Annotated in this window: 14 protein-coding genes; 2 read left to right on the forward strand and 12 right to left on the reverse strand. The window is 63.1% G+C overall.

All coding sequences use genetic code 11. The features are described from left to right. Positions 1 to 2: 2 nt before the first annotated feature. Both ACTJLD_RS39155 and ACTJLD_RS39160 read right to left on the reverse strand, forming a co-directional pair. Positions 3 to 431, reverse strand: a complete 429-nt coding sequence (locus ACTJLD_RS39155) for a hypothetical protein (protein ID WP_334067595.1) — start codon at positions 429 to 431, stop codon at positions 3 to 5. A gap of 5 nt (positions 432 to 436) precedes the next feature. Continuing rightward, a complete protein-coding gene (locus ACTJLD_RS39160; protein ID WP_124535974.1) occupies positions 437 to 949 on the reverse strand; it encodes a low affinity iron permease family protein in 513 nt (170 codons plus the stop codon). A gap of 671 nt (positions 950 to 1,620) precedes the next feature. Between ACTJLD_RS39160 and ACTJLD_RS39165 the strand changes: the two genes are divergently transcribed. Further along, entirely contained in the window at positions 1,621 to 2,331 is a 711-nt protein-coding gene (locus ACTJLD_RS39165) for a response regulator (RefSeq protein ID WP_027792565.1), read from the forward strand. 61 nt (positions 2,332 to 2,392) lie between these two features. Here ACTJLD_RS39165 and ACTJLD_RS39170 read toward each other — a convergent pair whose 3' ends face one another. From ACTJLD_RS39170 to ACTJLD_RS39210, 9 genes are all read right to left on the reverse strand, one after another. Further along, entirely contained in the window at positions 2,393 to 3,571 is a 1,179-nt protein-coding gene (locus ACTJLD_RS39170; protein WP_134319398.1) for a YncE family protein, read from the reverse strand. Positions 3,572 to 3,632: 61 nt separating this feature from the next. Next, positions 3,633 to 4,445 carry a creatininase family protein gene (locus ACTJLD_RS39175; protein ID WP_134319397.1) on the reverse strand — a complete coding sequence of 271 codons (813 nt, stop codon included), beginning with the start codon at positions 4,443 to 4,445 and terminating at the stop codon, positions 3,633 to 3,635. Positions 4,446 to 4,681: 236 nt separating this feature from the next. Continuing rightward, positions 4,682 to 5,080, reverse strand: coding sequence for a RidA family protein (locus ACTJLD_RS39180; protein WP_440661467.1), 399 nt, complete (start codon positions 5,078 to 5,080; stop codon positions 4,682 to 4,684). Between the two features lie 110 nt (positions 5,081 to 5,190). Then, the gene (gene benD, locus ACTJLD_RS39185; protein WP_027792561.1) at positions 5,191 to 5,967 is read right to left on the reverse strand and encodes a benzoate diol dehydrogenase BenD; all 777 of its coding nucleotides are present in this window, start codon (positions 5,965 to 5,967) and stop codon (positions 5,191 to 5,193) included. Further along, complete coding sequence (gene benC, locus ACTJLD_RS39190; RefSeq protein ID WP_060173573.1) at positions 5,964 to 6,986, reverse strand: benzoate 1,2-dioxygenase electron transfer component BenC; 1,023 nt, start codon at positions 6,984 to 6,986, stop codon at positions 5,964 to 5,966. Before benC ends, benD begins: the two co-directional genes overlap by 4 nt. Before the next feature lie 39 nt (positions 6,987 to 7,025). Beyond that, a complete protein-coding gene (gene benB, locus ACTJLD_RS39195; protein ID WP_027792559.1) occupies positions 7,026 to 7,514 on the reverse strand; it encodes a benzoate 1,2-dioxygenase small subunit in 489 nt (162 codons plus the stop codon). Next, on the reverse strand, positions 7,511 to 8,869 hold the full coding sequence (locus ACTJLD_RS39200) for a Rieske 2Fe-2S domain-containing protein (protein ID WP_334046453.1): 1,359 nt from the start codon (positions 8,867 to 8,869) through the stop codon (positions 7,511 to 7,513). Before ACTJLD_RS39200 ends, benB begins: the two co-directional genes overlap by 4 nt. 117 nt (positions 8,870 to 8,986) lie before the next feature. Next, entirely contained in the window at positions 8,987 to 9,931 is a 945-nt protein-coding gene (catA, locus tag ACTJLD_RS39205; RefSeq protein ID WP_059693414.1) for a catechol 1,2-dioxygenase, read from the reverse strand. Between the two features lie 52 nt (positions 9,932 to 9,983). After that, positions 9,984 to 11,120, reverse strand: coding sequence for a muconate/chloromuconate family cycloisomerase (locus ACTJLD_RS39210; RefSeq protein ID WP_440661471.1), 1,137 nt, complete (start codon positions 11,118 to 11,120; stop codon positions 9,984 to 9,986). A gap of 637 nt (positions 11,121 to 11,757) precedes the next feature. Here ACTJLD_RS39210 and ACTJLD_RS39215 point away from each other — a divergent pair. Then, on the forward strand, positions 11,758 to 13,857 hold the full coding sequence (locus ACTJLD_RS39215; protein ID WP_440661473.1) for a P-loop ATPase, Sll1717 family: 2,100 nt from the start codon (positions 11,758 to 11,760) through the stop codon (positions 13,855 to 13,857). Between the two features lie 229 nt (positions 13,858 to 14,086). Here ACTJLD_RS39215 and ACTJLD_RS39220 read toward each other — a convergent pair whose 3' ends face one another. Beyond that, entirely contained in the window at positions 14,087 to 14,320 is a 234-nt protein-coding gene (locus tag ACTJLD_RS39220; RefSeq protein WP_011549124.1) for a hypothetical protein, read from the reverse strand. Positions 14,321 to 14,963: the final 643 nt, after the last annotated feature.

Consider the following 14,963-nt stretch of genomic DNA (forward strand, 5'->3'; position numbering starts at 1 on the left):
TGTCACCGTCCGCATGACGGACGAAATCGCGGCGCATCATGCGCGCGCTTCAGGAAGCGAAATTGTAGGGAACGATACGCGGCGACATCGGTAATAGTTTGTAATGAAATGTCGAGTAACCTTGTCTGGCGGGGGATCGAGTCACACAGGCGGCGTTCGAGACAGCGGAATTCCGCAAGCGTTTTTGCCGGATGCATGCTCGACTGCACACCGTCGGCAGCGCCGCTGCCGACATCGCATCGAAGCGCTTCGGCCGCACGCGCGTGCTGGATGCCGCCCGCTTCGCGCGTTCCGCCCGGCGGCAGACGGCACGCCACGATGCGCTCATCGCGCGAATGCGCTGCATGCCGCGCCGCATGGACAGAAATGACAAGCGGTTGAAAAATCGTCCGCCGGCCGCGAGCCGATCGCGTGCAGCCGTGCAGCGTCACGTCCGTCAGGATTCCGGCGAAGGCTCCGCCGGCTCGCGGTCGCGATCGCCATCCGGACTGCCGTCCCCGGCGGCCACCCGCTTTGCCATGTCGAGGTAGGTCTGCGCCATCGCGCGCAACTCCTCCTCCGACGCGTCCTCGATCCCGATCAGCCGGTCGCTCGCCGCGTGCGTGACGGCCACGAGTTCGTCGAGCTTCAGGTGCATCGCGACACTGTCGCGGTTCTGGTTTCGCTGCAGCAGGAACACCATCAGGAACGTGACGATCGTCGTCCCGGTATTGATGACGAGCTGCCATGCATCCGAATAGTGGAAGAGCGGGCCGGTGACGAGCCACAGCGCCGTGATGGCGACCGCGCTGCCGAACGCGACCGGCGAACCGGCCCACACGGTCACGTGCGACGCGAAGCGTTCGAACGCGCGCGTGACGGGGTGCCTGACCGTGACGGCCCGGGGATCGGTCGTGGCCCGGCCGCCCGGGCCCGTCCTGGCGCGGGATGGATCGTTCGATTCACGCATGGCGCCTCCCGGATACGAATGTCGATATCGGCGCACGCGCGGGCCCGCCGTGCGCAACGGCACGCGGTTCCGCGCCCGCAGGCGGGCGCCGCCCAAAGCCGAGCAAGGTGCGTGCCCGACGGCCGCGCCCGCGCGTCGCCATCGGTGGTCAGGTGTACGCAGCGCGTGAGGCAATCGTGCGGCGCCGGTGTCGGAGCAGGAGGTGTCGCGGTTGCGCAAGGCGATCCGACGGTAGCGCGAAGGCAATCTCCCGCGGCGATACGGCGGGCCGCACGCCACCCGGCAGGTAATATTTTGTAATGATATGTAGAGCAATCTTTACCGGTTTTGCTCTGGTGAGCGTGCGCGACACCCGCATGCGCAGCGCTTTCGCAAACGTTTCCGCACGAACGACATCCCGCCCGGTATTTCAGCCGGTTGCACGCCGGATACCGCTCCGAACGTGTTTACGCGTACATCACGTCGTTCGACTAAACACGACGCCGCATCTTCGTGCGTTCGCCTTCCTGCAACGCGGCGACGCCCCGCCCGCGGCGAGACTCACCGAACGATGCAGATTTCGCCACATTCTGCCGGAATGTTTCTCAGTATCATGCGCGTCTCTTCGGCTTCCCCATGTTCGGACGGGCCTGAGCGCTCGCCACTTTCCCGTTTCGCCCCCTCGTTTAGCGATGCCCATCCGAATCCTGCTCGTCGAAGACGACGTCCCATTGTCCTCGCTGATCGCAGACTATCTGCGCATGCATCAGTACGAGGTGGACACGCTGTTCGACGGCACCGACGCCGTGTCCACGATCGTCGCGCGCCGCCCCGACCTGGTGCTGCTCGACATCAACCTGCCGGGCAAGGACGGCTTCGAGATCTGCCGCGACGCACGCATGCAGTACGACGGCATCGTCATCATGATGACGGCCCGCAACGAGCAGTTCGACGAGTTGCTCGGCCTGGAATTCGGCGCGGACGATTTTCTCCGCAAGCCGGTCGAGCCGCGCATCCTGCTCGCGCGGATCAAGGCCCACCTGCGACGGATGCGCTTGCGCCCGGTCGACGGCGCACCGGCATCGCCACAGCGATTCGAGTTCGGCAAGTTTTCGATCGACCGGGCGGATCGCAAGATTCGTCTTCCCGACGGCAGCGCGCCGCGCCTGACCTCGACCGAATTCGACCTGCTATGGGCCCTCGTCTGCCGCGCCGGCGAGGTGGTCAGCCGGGAAGACCTGACGCAGCTGTTACGCGGAATCGAGTTCGACGGCTTCGACCGCTCGATCGACGGCCGCATCTCCAAGCTGCGCCGCAAGCTGTGCGACGACCTGACGGAACCGAAGCGCATCAAGACGATCCGCTGCAAGGGCTATCAGTTCAGCAAGCACGCGTGGGAGTGACGTGCCGCCTGTCGTGGCATGCGAGCGCACGAACGCGCGAACGGGCGCGCCGTCCGCCGCCCTACCGCATGTTGCCGGTATGGCCCAGCGAATAGCGCCCCGGCTGCGGCCACACCGTCAGGCCGTGCGGCTCCATGCCGACGGGAATCGCTCGAACCGCGCCGCTCGTGGTGTCGATCGCGTAGACGACGTCGTCGAAGCGGCCCGACAGCCACAGCGTCTTGCCGTCCGCGCTGACGTTGCCCATGTCGGGGCTGCCGCCGCCGGGGATCGGCCAGTTCGCGACCACCTTGCGCGTCGCGAAGTCGAGCACCGATACGCTGCCCTTGCCGTGGCGCGGCCCGTGGACGAGATTGGAGCCGCGATTCGCGATATAGAGCTTCGTGCCGTCGCGGCTCGGATACAGCCCGTGCGTACCGACGCCGGTCGGGATGAAACCGGTCTTCGCGAAGCGGTCGCCGTCGACGACGTATATGCCGTCCGCCATCATGTCGGCGACATAGAACACCTTGCCGTCCGGCGACACGCGGATGTCCTGCGGCATCCCTTTCCGGTCGAGTTCGAGGTAACCGAGCACCTTGCGATTCACCAGGTCGATCTTCGCGAGCTTGCCGCCGAACTCGCACGTGAAGAGCGCATACCGGCCGTCGATCGAAAAGTCCGCATGGTTGATGCCCTTGCATTGCGGCACCTCTAGGCTCGATTTCAGCGCCATCGTGCCCGGGTCGTGGAAGTCGAGCCGCGCATGCGCCTCGGCCACGACGATCGCCTCCTTGCCGTCGGGCGTGAAATACATGTTGTACGGGTCGTCGACGCTCACTGCCGGGCCGGGCTTGCCCGTCTTCGGATCGATCGGCGTCAGGCTGCCGTCGGTGCGCCCTTCCGCATTGTTGGCGACCCATAGCGTCCGCAGGTCCCACGCCGGCACGACGTGCTGCGGGCTGCGGCCGACGGCAAACCGGTCGACGACCTTGTACGTGGCCGGGTCGATCGCGTAGACGTCGTTCGATCGCAGGTTCGGCACATAGATGCGCGGCAACGCGCCCGCCACCGCCGCACTCATGCGGCCGGCCCGTGCCTCGCCGTACAGGTTGTCGGGGTTGATCACGGGCGGCATGCCGGGTACGGCCGCGACGGCGGACGCCGCGATCGCACCCTGGGCGCAAAAGCCGGCCAGCGCAGCCGCGACGACGATCGCGGGACGGGGGAAGCGGATGTGACGGCGAAGGCGCGGTTGCATGACGATGTCCCGGTTCGATGGAATGGAACGACGGCAAAGGCGGCGCAATGGCGCGGCGGCGTCAGCGGCCGGCGGTGTCCTTTCTGATCGCGTCGACGGTGCGCGACACGATCGCGTCGGTGCCCAGCCGGCCGAGTTCGACGCTCGCATGACGCGGATCGCCGCCGTAGACGCCGTCGGCGGTGCCGGGCTTCGCGGCGTTGCGCAGCTTGTCGACCCTCACCATGCCCGGCGCGACCGCCAGCAGCAGCGACGTATCGGCCAGCCCCGCGTGCGTGCCGATGTCCGCGGCCGGCACGCCGTGCTCGCGCAGGATCCGGTCGTAACCGTCGGAACTGGTGCCGTAATACTCGGCCGGCACGAACGCGCGCGCGCCCGTGCCGGCCCACGACTTGTTCAGCCGCGCGACCGACTGCCGGATGTCGTTCTGGTAGCCGCCGTGGTCGCCGAGGAACACGATGTTCGTGAATCCATGGGCCCGGAAACTGTTGGCTGCGGACTCGAGGGTCTTTTCGAAGACGTCGTCGGGCACGGTGATCGTGCCGGGAAAGCGCATGTGCGACGTCGGCGGCGCATAACCGCCCTCGGGCACATAGGCGATGACGGGGGCGACGATTGCGTTGCCGAGGCCTTGCGCGATCCGCTCGGACAGCACCGCGACCCGCGCATTGTGCTTGCCCAGCGCGACGTACGGCCCGCTTTGCTCGGTTGCGCCGACCGGAATCAAGATAGTGGTCTTGCCGGCCCGGATGCTGTCGCGCAGCTCGGTCCAGGTCATGTCTTCGAGCCGCACCGTGGCGGGAACCTGGGCGAACGCGGCTTGCGCGACGGTGAAAGCGAGGGCGGCGAAGGCGACGCGTGGCAGGCATTTCATCGCGGATTCTCGACGGAAGGAAAGAGATGACGCTGCGTTCCCTCGCACCATAAACGAACTCGCGCGACTTGTCGCCGACCGCGGCGCAACGACGCACGCCCGACGTCGCGAGAAAGCATTTCGTCAGGATTGACCGGCGGATCGCGAAGTCTCTCGTTCCGTGCCGGCACGCGGCGAGTCGGATCGATTCGATGCGTGCGCTACGTCGCCTCGTGCCGGCCTCCCGCCCGCACGCGTCACGCCGGCAACACGGCCACCGCCTTGATCTCGACGATATAGCCCGGCGCGCCGCCCAGCATGTGCGCGCCGACCGCCGTCCATGCCGGCTTCGGGTGCGCATCGAGGTAGCGGTCGCGCACCTGCATGAACAACGGCAGGTCGCGCATGTCGGTATGGAAGGTCGTCAGGTCGACCACGTCGCTGAACGATGCACCCGCCGCGTCCAGTACCCGCTTCAGATTCTCGAACGCCTGCAGGATCTGTGCTTCACGATCCTCGACAAGCTGCATCGCCGCATCGCGGCCGATCTGGCCGGATACGTACAGCGTATCGCCGACCTTCAGGCCGGGCGCGTAGCCGATCTTCTCGTACACGGCTTCCATTCCCGCCGGAACGATGGCTTTGCGATCACGCATGGAAGTCTCCATGGCCGGCGTCTTCGCGCCGGCCGGTTGGTGGGTGGATAGGTGGATGGGTTGTCGACGAACATCCTGAACACGTGCCAGGCGGCGCGACGACGCGCGGCTCAACCCGTATCGCCGCCCGCGACCGGCAGCACCGTGCCGGTGATGTAGCTCGCCTCGTCGGACGCGAGGAACAGGATCGGCGCGATCTGCTCGTCGAGGCTGCCGTAGCGTTTGAGGTACGTCGATTCCGTGACCTGGCGTACGGCTTCGCCCATCCATGCCTGTTCCTGTTCGCTGTCGCCGGCCGCATTGCGCGGCACGCGGCGCGGCGGTGCGCTGGTGCCGCCCGGCGCGGTGGCCACGACCCGGATGTTGTGTTCCGCATATTCCATCGCGAGCGCCGACGTCAGGGCATTGACGCCGCCTTTCGCCGCCGAGTACGGCACCCGGCGAATCCCGCGCGTCGCATTCGACGAGATGTTGACGATCGTGCCGCCGCCGCGCGCGAGCAGGTGCGGCAGCACCGCGTGACAGGTATAGAGCGTCGGCATCAGCGAACGGCGGATTTCCGCATCGATCTGCGCCGGTTCGAATTCGGCGAACGGGCGCATGCGGATCGCGCCGCCCACGCCGTTGATCAGGATGTCGATGCCGCCGAACGTCCGCACCGCGTGCGCGATCGCCGCATGCGCCCCTTCGTACGTTTCGAGATCGGCGACGAACCCGGCCGTCTCGCCCCCCGTCGCTTCGGCCGCGACCTCGGCGACGAAATCCGCGCGATCGACGAACAGCACCCTGCCGCCTTCGGCCGCCGCGCGCAGCGCGACGCCGCGGCCGATGCCCTGCGCGGCACCCGTGACGACGATGACCTTGCCTGAGAATCGTTGCATGATCATGCCGCCTTTGCCGTGACGTTGGGGGTGAACTTCTCGTAGTGGAAGCTGTTCGGCTTCACGCCTTCGTCGTCGAAATACTTGCGCACCGCGTCGACCATCGGCGGCGGCCCGCACAGATACACGTCGACGTCGCCGTCGTTCAGCGCATCGGCCGGGATGTGCTGCGTGACCCAGCCCTTGCGCGGATGGTTCGACGCCGCGTCGGCCACGACCGTCGCGAAGCTGAAGTTCGGCAGCTTCGCCGCATACGCCTCGATCGCATCGACGAGCACGAGATCGAGATCGCGCGTCACGCCGTAGATCAGGTGCACCTTCTGCTGCGAGCCGCTGCGCGCGAGCACCTCGAGCATCGACAGGAACGGCGCGAGCCCCGTGCCGCCCGCGAGGAACAGCAGCGGCCGCTGCACGTCGCGCAGGTAGAAGCTGCCGAGCGGCCCGTGCAGTTCCAGCGTGTCGCCGGGCTGCGCCGATTCGAGCCACGTGCTCATCACGCCGCCGGGAATCTTCTTGATCAGGAAACTGACCTTCGCGTCGGCCGGCGCCGACGAGAACGAATACGAACGGTGCTGGCCGCTCGCCGGCACGTCGATGTTCACGTACTGGCCCGGCAGGAACACGGGCGCGGCCGTGCCGACGTCGAGTTCGAGCACGACGGCCGCATCGTTGTGCTGCTCGACCTTCGTCACCGTGGCCGCGAACCCGCTCTGGCCCGTCTTGCACGCGACCGACGACGTCGGCACCGCGATCACGCAATCGCTTTGCGGCACCATCTGGCAGGTCAGCACGAGGCCGCCGTCCTTTTCGTCTTCGGTGAGCGCGTCGTCGATGTAGTCGTCGCCGAGATCGTAGCGGCCGCTTTCGGCGCGGCACTTGCAGGTGCCGCACACGCCGTCGGAGCAATCCATCGGCAGGTTGATCTTCGCGCGGAAAGCCGCATCGAGAACCTTCTCGCCGGCCTTGCAATCAATGAAGCGGGTTACCCCGTCCTCGAAATTCAGTGCAATCTTGTAGCTGGACATGGTGTCACCTCCACTTCCTTTCATGACAAAACAACAGCGTCAGACGTGATAGACGTCGAGCACCTGCCGGATGTAGTCGTTCTTCAGCACGATCTTCTTGTACGAGATCAGCAGCTCATCGCCCGCCTTGCGCAACGTGACGAACATCGTGCCGAAGAAGTGATCGGTCACGCGGTAGCGGTGGTTCAGCGTGTGAAAGTTGTAGCGCACGTCCACTTCGTTCTCGCGTTCGGCCAGCACCTCGACGTTCGTCACGTTGTGGCTGGTGCGCGGCTCGGGCGTCGATGCGCCGCTGCGCTCGGTCTTGATCCGGAACACGCGATCCTCGAGGCCGCCGCGGTCCGCGTAATACATCAGCGAGATCTGGCTTTGCGGATCGTCGGTCGGCCGGTCATCGTCGTCCCACGCGGGCATCCAGTACGTGACGTCCTCCGTGTAGCAGGTCAGCCACTCGTCCCACTGGCGATCGTCGAGCAGGCGCGCTTCGCGATACAGCGCGGCGCAGACAGTCCGGTAATCGAAGCTCATGCTGCCACCTCCCCGCGTTCCTTCTTCAGCGCATCGCGCATCACGTTCACCCAGTGTTCGTGCTGGCACACGAACAGCCCTTCGTCCTCGCTGCGCTCGCCGGAAATGCGCGGGTTCAGCCCCATCTTCCTCGCGTTCTCGTCCGGGCCGTCGACCCACAGCGGCGCGCCGCGCGACAGGTCGTTCCACATCGCCGTGATGCCCGCATAACCGGCCTGGCACGCGCGAAACTCCTCGAGATCGTCGGCGGTGCCCATGCCCGTCACGTTGAAGAAATCCTCGTACTGGCGGATGCGGGTCGTGCGGTCGGCTTCGCTCTCGCCCTTCGGCGCGAAGCAGAAGATGCTGACTTCGGTCTTGTCGACGCCGAGCGGTCGCACCACGCGGATCTGCGTGCTGAACTGGTCCATCAGGAACACGTTCGGGTACACGCACAGGTTGCGCGTCTGGTTGACGATGAAGTCGGCCTGCACGTCGCCGACGCGCGCCTTGATTTCATCGCGATGCTGGTACACGGGCCGCACTTCCGGGTTCATCGTCTTCGTCCACAGCAGGATGTGGCCGTTGTCGAAGCCGTACACGCCCGCGACCGACTTGCTCCAGCTGTTCGCATCGACGGCCTTGGTGCCGTCTTCCTTGCGGCGGCCCATCGTCGCCGCGTAGTTCCAGTGCACGGTGCTGACGTGGTAGCCGTCGCAGCCGTTCTCCATCTGCATCTTCCAGTTGCCTTCGTAGATGTAGGACGAGTTGCCGCGCAGCACCTCGAGCCCGTTCGGCGCCTGGTCGACGATCTGGTCGATGATCACGCGCGCCTCGCCGAGGTAGTCCTCGAGCGGCAGCACGTCGGCGCTGAGGCTGCCGAACAGGAAGCCGCGATAGTTCGCGAAGCGCGCCACCTTCTTCAGGTCGTGCGAGCCGTGCGTGTTGAACTGCACCGGGTATTCCGTCGTCTTCTCGTCCTTCACCTTCAGCAGCTTGCCGGTGTTCGAGAACGTCCAGCCGTGGAACGGGCACGTGAAGCTGCCCTTGTTGCCGTGCTTGCGGCGGCACAGCATCGCGCCCTTGTGCGCGCAGGCATTGATGACCGCGTGCAGCTCGCCGGTCTTGTCGCGCGTGATCACGATCGGCTGGCGGCCGATCCACGTCGTGTAGTAATCGTTGTTCTCGGGAATCTGGCTTTCGTGCGCCAGGTACACCCAGTTGCTTTCGAAGATGTGCTTCATCTCCAGCTCGTACAGCTCGGCGTTCGTGAAGATGTCGCGGCGGCAGCGGAATACGCCGGCCTCCTTGTCGTCCTGCACGGCGGTGGCGAGCAGGTGATCCAGGTCGGTGGCTTGGTCGATCGTGGCGGACATGATGGCTCCTCCCATGCGCGTGCCGCGTCCTGCAAGCACGCTCGCATCGGTAATCGGTTGAATCTCGCGGGAACCCGGCCGGCGGCGGCGGCTGCGCGCCGCCGTGCCGTCGGGCGGTTAGGCCGTGGCGGAAGCGCGCAGGCGTTCGACGATCTGGTTGTCCTTGCCCTCGACGCGCGGCGTCAGGACGAAGTTGAACTCGATGTCCTGGTACGCATCGGCCTTCAGGCCGAGCGCGGCGCCGCCGGTCTTGCCGGTGACGGGCGGGATCAGCTCCTCGCGGGTCGCATACGCGAAGTCGTCCCAGATCAGCGGGTCGCCGTCGATGTTGAACTGGGTCGTCAGCTTGCGGTGGCCGTCGCTGGTCACGAAGAAGTGCACGTGCGCCGGGCGGTTGCCATGGCGGCCGAGGCTGTCCAGCAGCTGCTGCGTCGCGCCCTGCGGCGGGCAGCCGTAGCCGACCGGCATCAGCGTGCGGAATTCGTACTTGCCGTCGGCGCCCGTCTTCACCGCGCCGCGCAGGTTGAAGTCGCTCTGCTTGCCGGTCGGGTCGAAGTGCGAGTAGAAGCCGTGCGAGTTCGCATGCCAGCACTCGACCACCGCGCCGGCCACCGGTTTGCCGTCGACACCGGTGACCGTGCCGTGGATCACGAGCGGGCCCGCGCCGTCGTCCGCATCGAGGTCGATCTTCGCGACGCCGTCGCGCACCGGCGCGCCGGCGACGTACAGCGGCCCTTCGATCGTGCGCGGCGTGCCGCCGTCGAGGCCGAGCGCTTCGTCCTCGGCGTCCATCCGGATGTCGAGAAACTTCTCGAGGCCGAGGCCGGCCGCGAGCAGCGCCGCTTCGCCGTCCTGGCCGAGCTTGTTCAGGTAGTTCACGCCGGCCCACACTTCGTCGGGCGTGATGTCGAGATCGTCGATCGCCTTGAACAGGTCGCCGAGCAGCCGCAGCACGACCTGCTGCGTGCGCGCGTTGCCGCCCTTCGTGCTGTCCGCGCCCGCGTTCGACGCGGCCTTCAGCAGATCCTGCACTTCCCGGGTTTCGAAAACTTTGACGCTCATGATGGTGTCTCCACGTGTATTTGGGGGGAATGACGGCTGTGCCTGACTCGGGCTACCGCGCGACGCGGGTGAGTCCGTCGCGGGTGAAACGCCTGACCTTGTCCTCGTCGAGTTCGATGCCGAGACCGGGGCCGTCCGGCACGGTCAGTTCGAAGTCGCTGTAATCGAGCGGCTGCGTCAGGATCTCTTCGGTGATCAGCAGCGGCCCGAACAGTTCGGTGCCCCACTGCAGGTTCGCGAAACTCGCGAACAGGTGCGCGGACGCCACCGTGCTGAATGCGCCTTCGAGCATCGTGCCGCCGTACAGCTCGATGCCGGCCGCGTCCGCGATCGCGGCCACGCGCTGCGCGGCGAACAGGCCGCCGCTCTGTTCGATCTTGATCGCGAACACGTCCGCGCCGTGATGCTTCGCGATCTCGAACGCGCTGTCGGGGCCCTGCAGGATTTCGTCGGCCATCAGCGCGACCGGGAAGCGGCGCATCAGGCGCGCCAGCGCCGCGGCCGAGGCCACCGGCTGCTCGACCAGTTCGCAGCCGGCATCGGCCAGCGCCGGAATCGCGCGCGCGGCCTGCGTTTCGCTCCACGCCATGTTCACGTCGACGCGCACCGATGCGCGATCGCCGACGGCCTTCTTGATCTCGGCCACGTGCCGGATATCCGTCTCGGGCGCCTTCGCGCCGATCTTCAGCTTGAACACGTTGTGGCGGCGCTGGTCGAGCATGCGCTCGGCTTCGGCGATGTCGGTGGCCGTGTCGCCCGACGCGAGCGTCCACGCGACCGGCAGGCGATCGCGCCGGCGCCCGCCGAGCAGCTCGCTCACCGGCACGCCGAGCCGCTTGCCGTGCGCGTCGAGCAGCGCGGTTTCGAGCGCGCTTTTCGCGAAGTGATTGACCTTCGCGAGCTTGCCGAGGAACGCCATCAGCGTCTGGACGCGCGTCGCATCCTTGCCGACGATCGCCGGTGCGAGGTACGCGTCGATCGCGAGCTTCATCGCTTCGGGGCTTTCCGGGCCGTAGGCCATGCCGGCGATCGTCGTGCCTTCGCCGAGGCCCGTCACACCGTCGCTGCAGAACACCTTCACGAGCATCAGCGTCTGGCCGTGCATCGTGGCCATCGACAGCTTGTGCGGGCGGATCGTCGGCAGGTCGACGAGGCGGGTTTCGATACGTTCGATGGTGACGGAGGACATGGGGCACGCGGTGGGGGTGAAGTTCTTGAGGCGATTTATACGTCCCGGCCAGATGGAGCGTCCAATACTTTTAGGCGGGATTTTTGATACCTGGCAGGTATTGAATTCACGCTCATCACGCTGAATACTGCGGTGCGCCATACCTGTTTTGGCTAGGTATGCGGGCTGAGAGGCTTGATGGGTCGCGGTCGTGCGGGTGCGGGGTACGGTTTGGACGGGGGCGCACTGCGGCGGCTTGCGGCAGCGGGAAAACGGCCTGAAACCGACGGCCTGCCGAGTCGATCAGGGTTTTCCTGACGGGAAAAATGGTGGGGCTGGCCGTCCGGCGTTCAGCTTCGGCGTCGGTTTCCGCGAACAACCGGAAGGAATTGGGTTGGCGGGTGTCGACGTTCGTTGTCGATGTCCGTTGTTCATCAGAGGCTGACGGGCGCTGTCGGCCACGAGCGGCTATTCGGAATCGTCCACACTGGGACGCTGGAACGTCGGATCACTCCACGAAACTGCCGTTCGGTAGTGGATTGTGCGAGCGTGCAGGAGCTGGCGGCAGAGCTTGTTTGCCGCTAAAGTCGATGTCGCTCCATTCGAAAAGCATCGGATTGACGTACAAATCCCAATACCGTCCATACGCGAAGCAGAAATGGCTGACCCTAATTCAAAGAATACGATCGAAACGAATCGGCTCGGAGACGGAACTGCCGAAAACGACCAACGGATGCTCACGTCAGCATTTGTTCCCACCGCTGATTTTCGGTCATTGATTGAGTCTGACGAGCGCACGGTGGTCGTCGGACGACGAGGTACAGGGAAGAGCGCCCTGTTTTTAGAACTTCAGCGTCACTGGAAGGCAGACAAGCGAGTACATGTGCTCGGATTCGCACCTGAGGACGATGAGGTAATCGGGTTCAGGTCGATGTTAAAGCCGTTTTCGACATCGTTCAACTTAGCGCGCGCGTCAACCCGACTGCTATGGCGATATGCGATATTGATGGAAGTCGCGTCCGCACTGGAACGAAACTACAAAACAACTAAGCTCGTTGCCGAGGACGGAGTTGTCGCCGCACATGTAAAAAAATGGCAGACGACGAAAGGAAGCTTGCTACAGAAGTGTCGAGCTATCGCGAAAGGCTTTCTGTCTGCAGACTCACCGGAGGAGGCCGTCGGTGATCTTTCGGCAAATCTTGAACTGGGTGATGTCGAGCCACGCATAGTTAATATCCTTGCGAAAATGGATAGAAAATTCGTGGTTTTAATGGATCGACTGGATGAGGGTTATGAACCCGACTCAATTGGCATAGGCATTATTACTGGTCTTGTGTATGCATCAATTGAATTAAATAAGAAGACGGAGAAAATCCGGCCTATCATTTTTCTTCGTGATAATATATATCGGGCGCTCTCCAAGGAAGATCCTGACTATTCCAGAAATATAGAAGGCCAAGTGATCCGGCTCCATTGGGATTGGGCTCAGCTTCTCGTGCTTGTTGCGGCGCGAATGAGGTTATCCTTCAATTTGGAAGGCGAGCGCGATCAGCGAATCTGGGATAGGTGTACCGCTGGCGATTTACAGGGGCGTGAAGGATTTAAGCGCTGCCTGCAATTCACGCTTTATCGGCCTCGAGATCTACTATCATTGCTGAATGAGAGTTTCTATTATGCGGCACGTGACGGTCGCTATACGGCGATCTTAAGTGATCTCGACCAAGCGGCGAGGTCAATTTCTCACGGACGGCTGGACGACCTTTGGAAGGAGTATCAGCGCATCTTCCCGTCTATACAAGAAGCGTCGAACGCGTTTGCAAACGGTGAGCCGGAGTTTGTAGCATCCACTGCAATGGATGCCATTCGTCAAGTCATCGAACGTCTGCCGGAGACCACACCGCAAGGAGTGTTGCAAGACTTTCGATTACTCGAACCGAGTGGGATACTTCAAGGCTTGTACAGCGTTGGATTTTTAGGGGTTCATGAACCTCTCACGTCGGCTTTCACTTTTTGTCACGACGGACGCACCCCGGATAAAGCATTTGTCGACAGCGAGCGGCTCCTGATTCATCCGTGCTATTGGTTGGGATTGAATCTCACGCGAAACGCTCTCATGCCCGATGAAGCCGAAGAAATTACCGATGAATACGACATCAAAGTTGCTTCGACAACTCCGGAAATAAGAAGGGCAAAGATTGGGCAGATAATCACGCAGTTGGATAAAATCCCTGAGGGTCAAGATGGTGCGAGGGAGTTTGAATCGTGGTGCCTTGAAGCATTGCGGACTATATTTGCCACGCATTTGACAAATATCCAACCGCATCCGAACGGAGCGGCGGTTCAGCGACGCGACATCATTGGGCGAAATCGCGAAGCCTCAGAATTCTGGCGTCGCGCCTACTCCGATTACGGGGTTCGCCAAGTAATTTTTGAGACGAAAAATTACGTCGATATTGGCGCTGCTGAATATCGGCAAATGCAATCGTATTTAACTAATACGTATGGGCGACTTGGCTTTATGATTACACGGGATGTCGACGAGAGTCCGAGGGCCGGAAAAGATCTTGATTGGATTAAGGAGTTGAATAAATCTCATAATGTAGTTGTTATGAAGTTCCCGGCAAAATATATTTGCAAGCTACTTTTAAAGCTGAGAAGTCCGGAAAAGCACGATGCCGTTGATAAGCAAGTTGGGGCGCTTTTAGACGCATACGAGCGGAATTATCTGGAGATAAAAAGCACAAGGTCGCGGAAGTAGACACTCGTGACGTTCCATAGATTTCGATGATCGGCCGCATGGGTGAATGGCCGTTGTTGCGTGCGGAAACGACCGCCGACTGGAAGCTAATCAACCGGCTGGTATGGGTCGATCTGCGCCGGTCATGCGTCACAGACCGGCGGTCGGCCGCCGTCGGCGATGGATTCAAGCGACCGTTCGACACAGCTTTTTCGATCGTCGACAATCGGTGCAGATAAGGGCGTAGCCTTTAGCGGTTACCGTCGATCAGATCGTTCAGCAGCGCATCGAACGCGGCCTGTGCGTCTTCAAGTTCCTGCAGGGCGGCATCAAAGGTTTGCAGCGCGAACGGCGAAGGCTCGCCGCTGCCTTGCGGCGGAAATTGCTTCTGCATCGAGGCGAACGTACTCTGCACGCGCAGCGTGGCGGCCACCATGCGCTCCATCGCCTGGGTTTCTTCGGCTCGGGCCTGTTCCGGATTCATTCCGCTCTCCTTGGATGGTTTTCTTGAAGACCAGATCGTACACGCTGTGTCCGTTCTTGCCGCCCTTGGCAGAACGACTCCGTTGAAGGTTCCAACGGCACGCTGCGGGAGAAACGATTTAATCGAGAATGATTCCGCAGTCGCGCCGAGGCCAAGATACTCATCGGGCGTGGCTGCAAAATCCCGCCGCAGGTCACTATTAGTAAAATCAAATCTCGATGGTTATAGACATGAACCGCAATAGAACGCGCACGGCCGTGTGTTTGCTCGCGCTCTTATTCTTGTCAAAGGTTGGAGCGCAAGGCGTGAGGACCGAGCCGTTGCCTTGGCACCGGCGCCATCAAGTACTTGCCTACGGTAGCTGTGGATGTGCCGATAGTTGCTGGGTCGCGACGTTAAGCGATACCCGGACTCATGCAAAGGTGGCAACCTTACGCTGCGATTGCGCGGAAGTATTTTTTTCCAAGAATGACGGGAAGGAACAGGTATACGCACGGACCTGTGCGGCCTTTGAGGGCAATGACAAGTTTGGCCGTATTGTCCAAACCATGGAAGCTTTAACGCGCTAGCACCGGGATAGGCACCGCTATGCGGTGCAACGTTCGTGGCGAATGCTTCGAATGTCCGTTTTGCGCAAACACGA

The organism is Burkholderia sp. 22088 (genome assembly GCF_052045915.1).
GTDB lineage: Bacteria > Pseudomonadota > Gammaproteobacteria > Burkholderiales > Burkholderiaceae > Burkholderia > Burkholderia cepacia.

What these genes read in the sequence shown, in the direction of transcription:
- benC (WP_060173573.1), bottom strand. Translation starts at nt 6,986, where the DNA reads ATGTCCAGCTACAAGATTGCACTGAATTTCGAGGACGGGGTAACCCGC.
- ACTJLD_RS39210 (WP_440661471.1), bottom strand. Translation starts at nt 11,120, where the DNA reads ATGTCCTCCGTCACCATCGAACGTATCGAAACCCGCCTCGTCGACCTG.
- ACTJLD_RS39200 (WP_334046453.1), bottom strand. Translation starts at nt 8,869, where the DNA reads ATGTCCGCCACGATCGACCAAGCCACCGACCTGGATCACCTGCTCGCC.
- benB (WP_027792559.1), bottom strand. Translation starts at nt 7,514, where the DNA reads ATGAGCTTCGATTACCGGACTGTCTGCGCCGCGCTGTATCGCGAAGCG.
- ACTJLD_RS39165 (WP_027792565.1), top strand. Translation starts at nt 1,621, where the DNA reads ATGCCCATCCGAATCCTGCTCGTCGAAGACGACGTCCCATTGTCCTCG.
- ACTJLD_RS39170 (WP_134319398.1), bottom strand. Translation starts at nt 3,571, where the DNA reads ATGCAACCGCGCCTTCGCCGTCACATCCGCTTCCCCCGTCCCGCGATC.
- ACTJLD_RS39220 (WP_011549124.1), bottom strand. Translation starts at nt 14,320, where the DNA reads ATGAATCCGGAACAGGCCCGAGCCGAAGAAACCCAGGCGATGGAGCGC.
- ACTJLD_RS39215 (WP_440661473.1), top strand. Translation starts at nt 11,758, where the DNA reads ATGGCTGACCCTAATTCAAAGAATACGATCGAAACGAATCGGCTCGGA.
- catA (WP_059693414.1), bottom strand. Translation starts at nt 9,931, where the DNA reads ATGAGCGTCAAAGTTTTCGAAACCCGGGAAGTGCAGGATCTGCTGAAG.
- ACTJLD_RS39160 (WP_124535974.1), bottom strand. Translation starts at nt 949, where the DNA reads ATGCGTGAATCGAACGATCCATCCCGCGCCAGGACGGGCCCGGGCGGC.
- benD (WP_027792561.1), bottom strand. Translation starts at nt 5,967, where the DNA reads ATGATCATGCAACGATTCTCAGGCAAGGTCATCGTCGTCACGGGTGCC.
- ACTJLD_RS39175 (WP_134319397.1), bottom strand. Translation starts at nt 4,445, where the DNA reads ATGAAATGCCTGCCACGCGTCGCCTTCGCCGCCCTCGCTTTCACCGTC.
- ACTJLD_RS39180 (WP_440661467.1), bottom strand. Translation starts at nt 5,080, where the DNA reads ATGCGTGATCGCAAAGCCATCGTTCCGGCGGGAATGGAAGCCGTGTAC.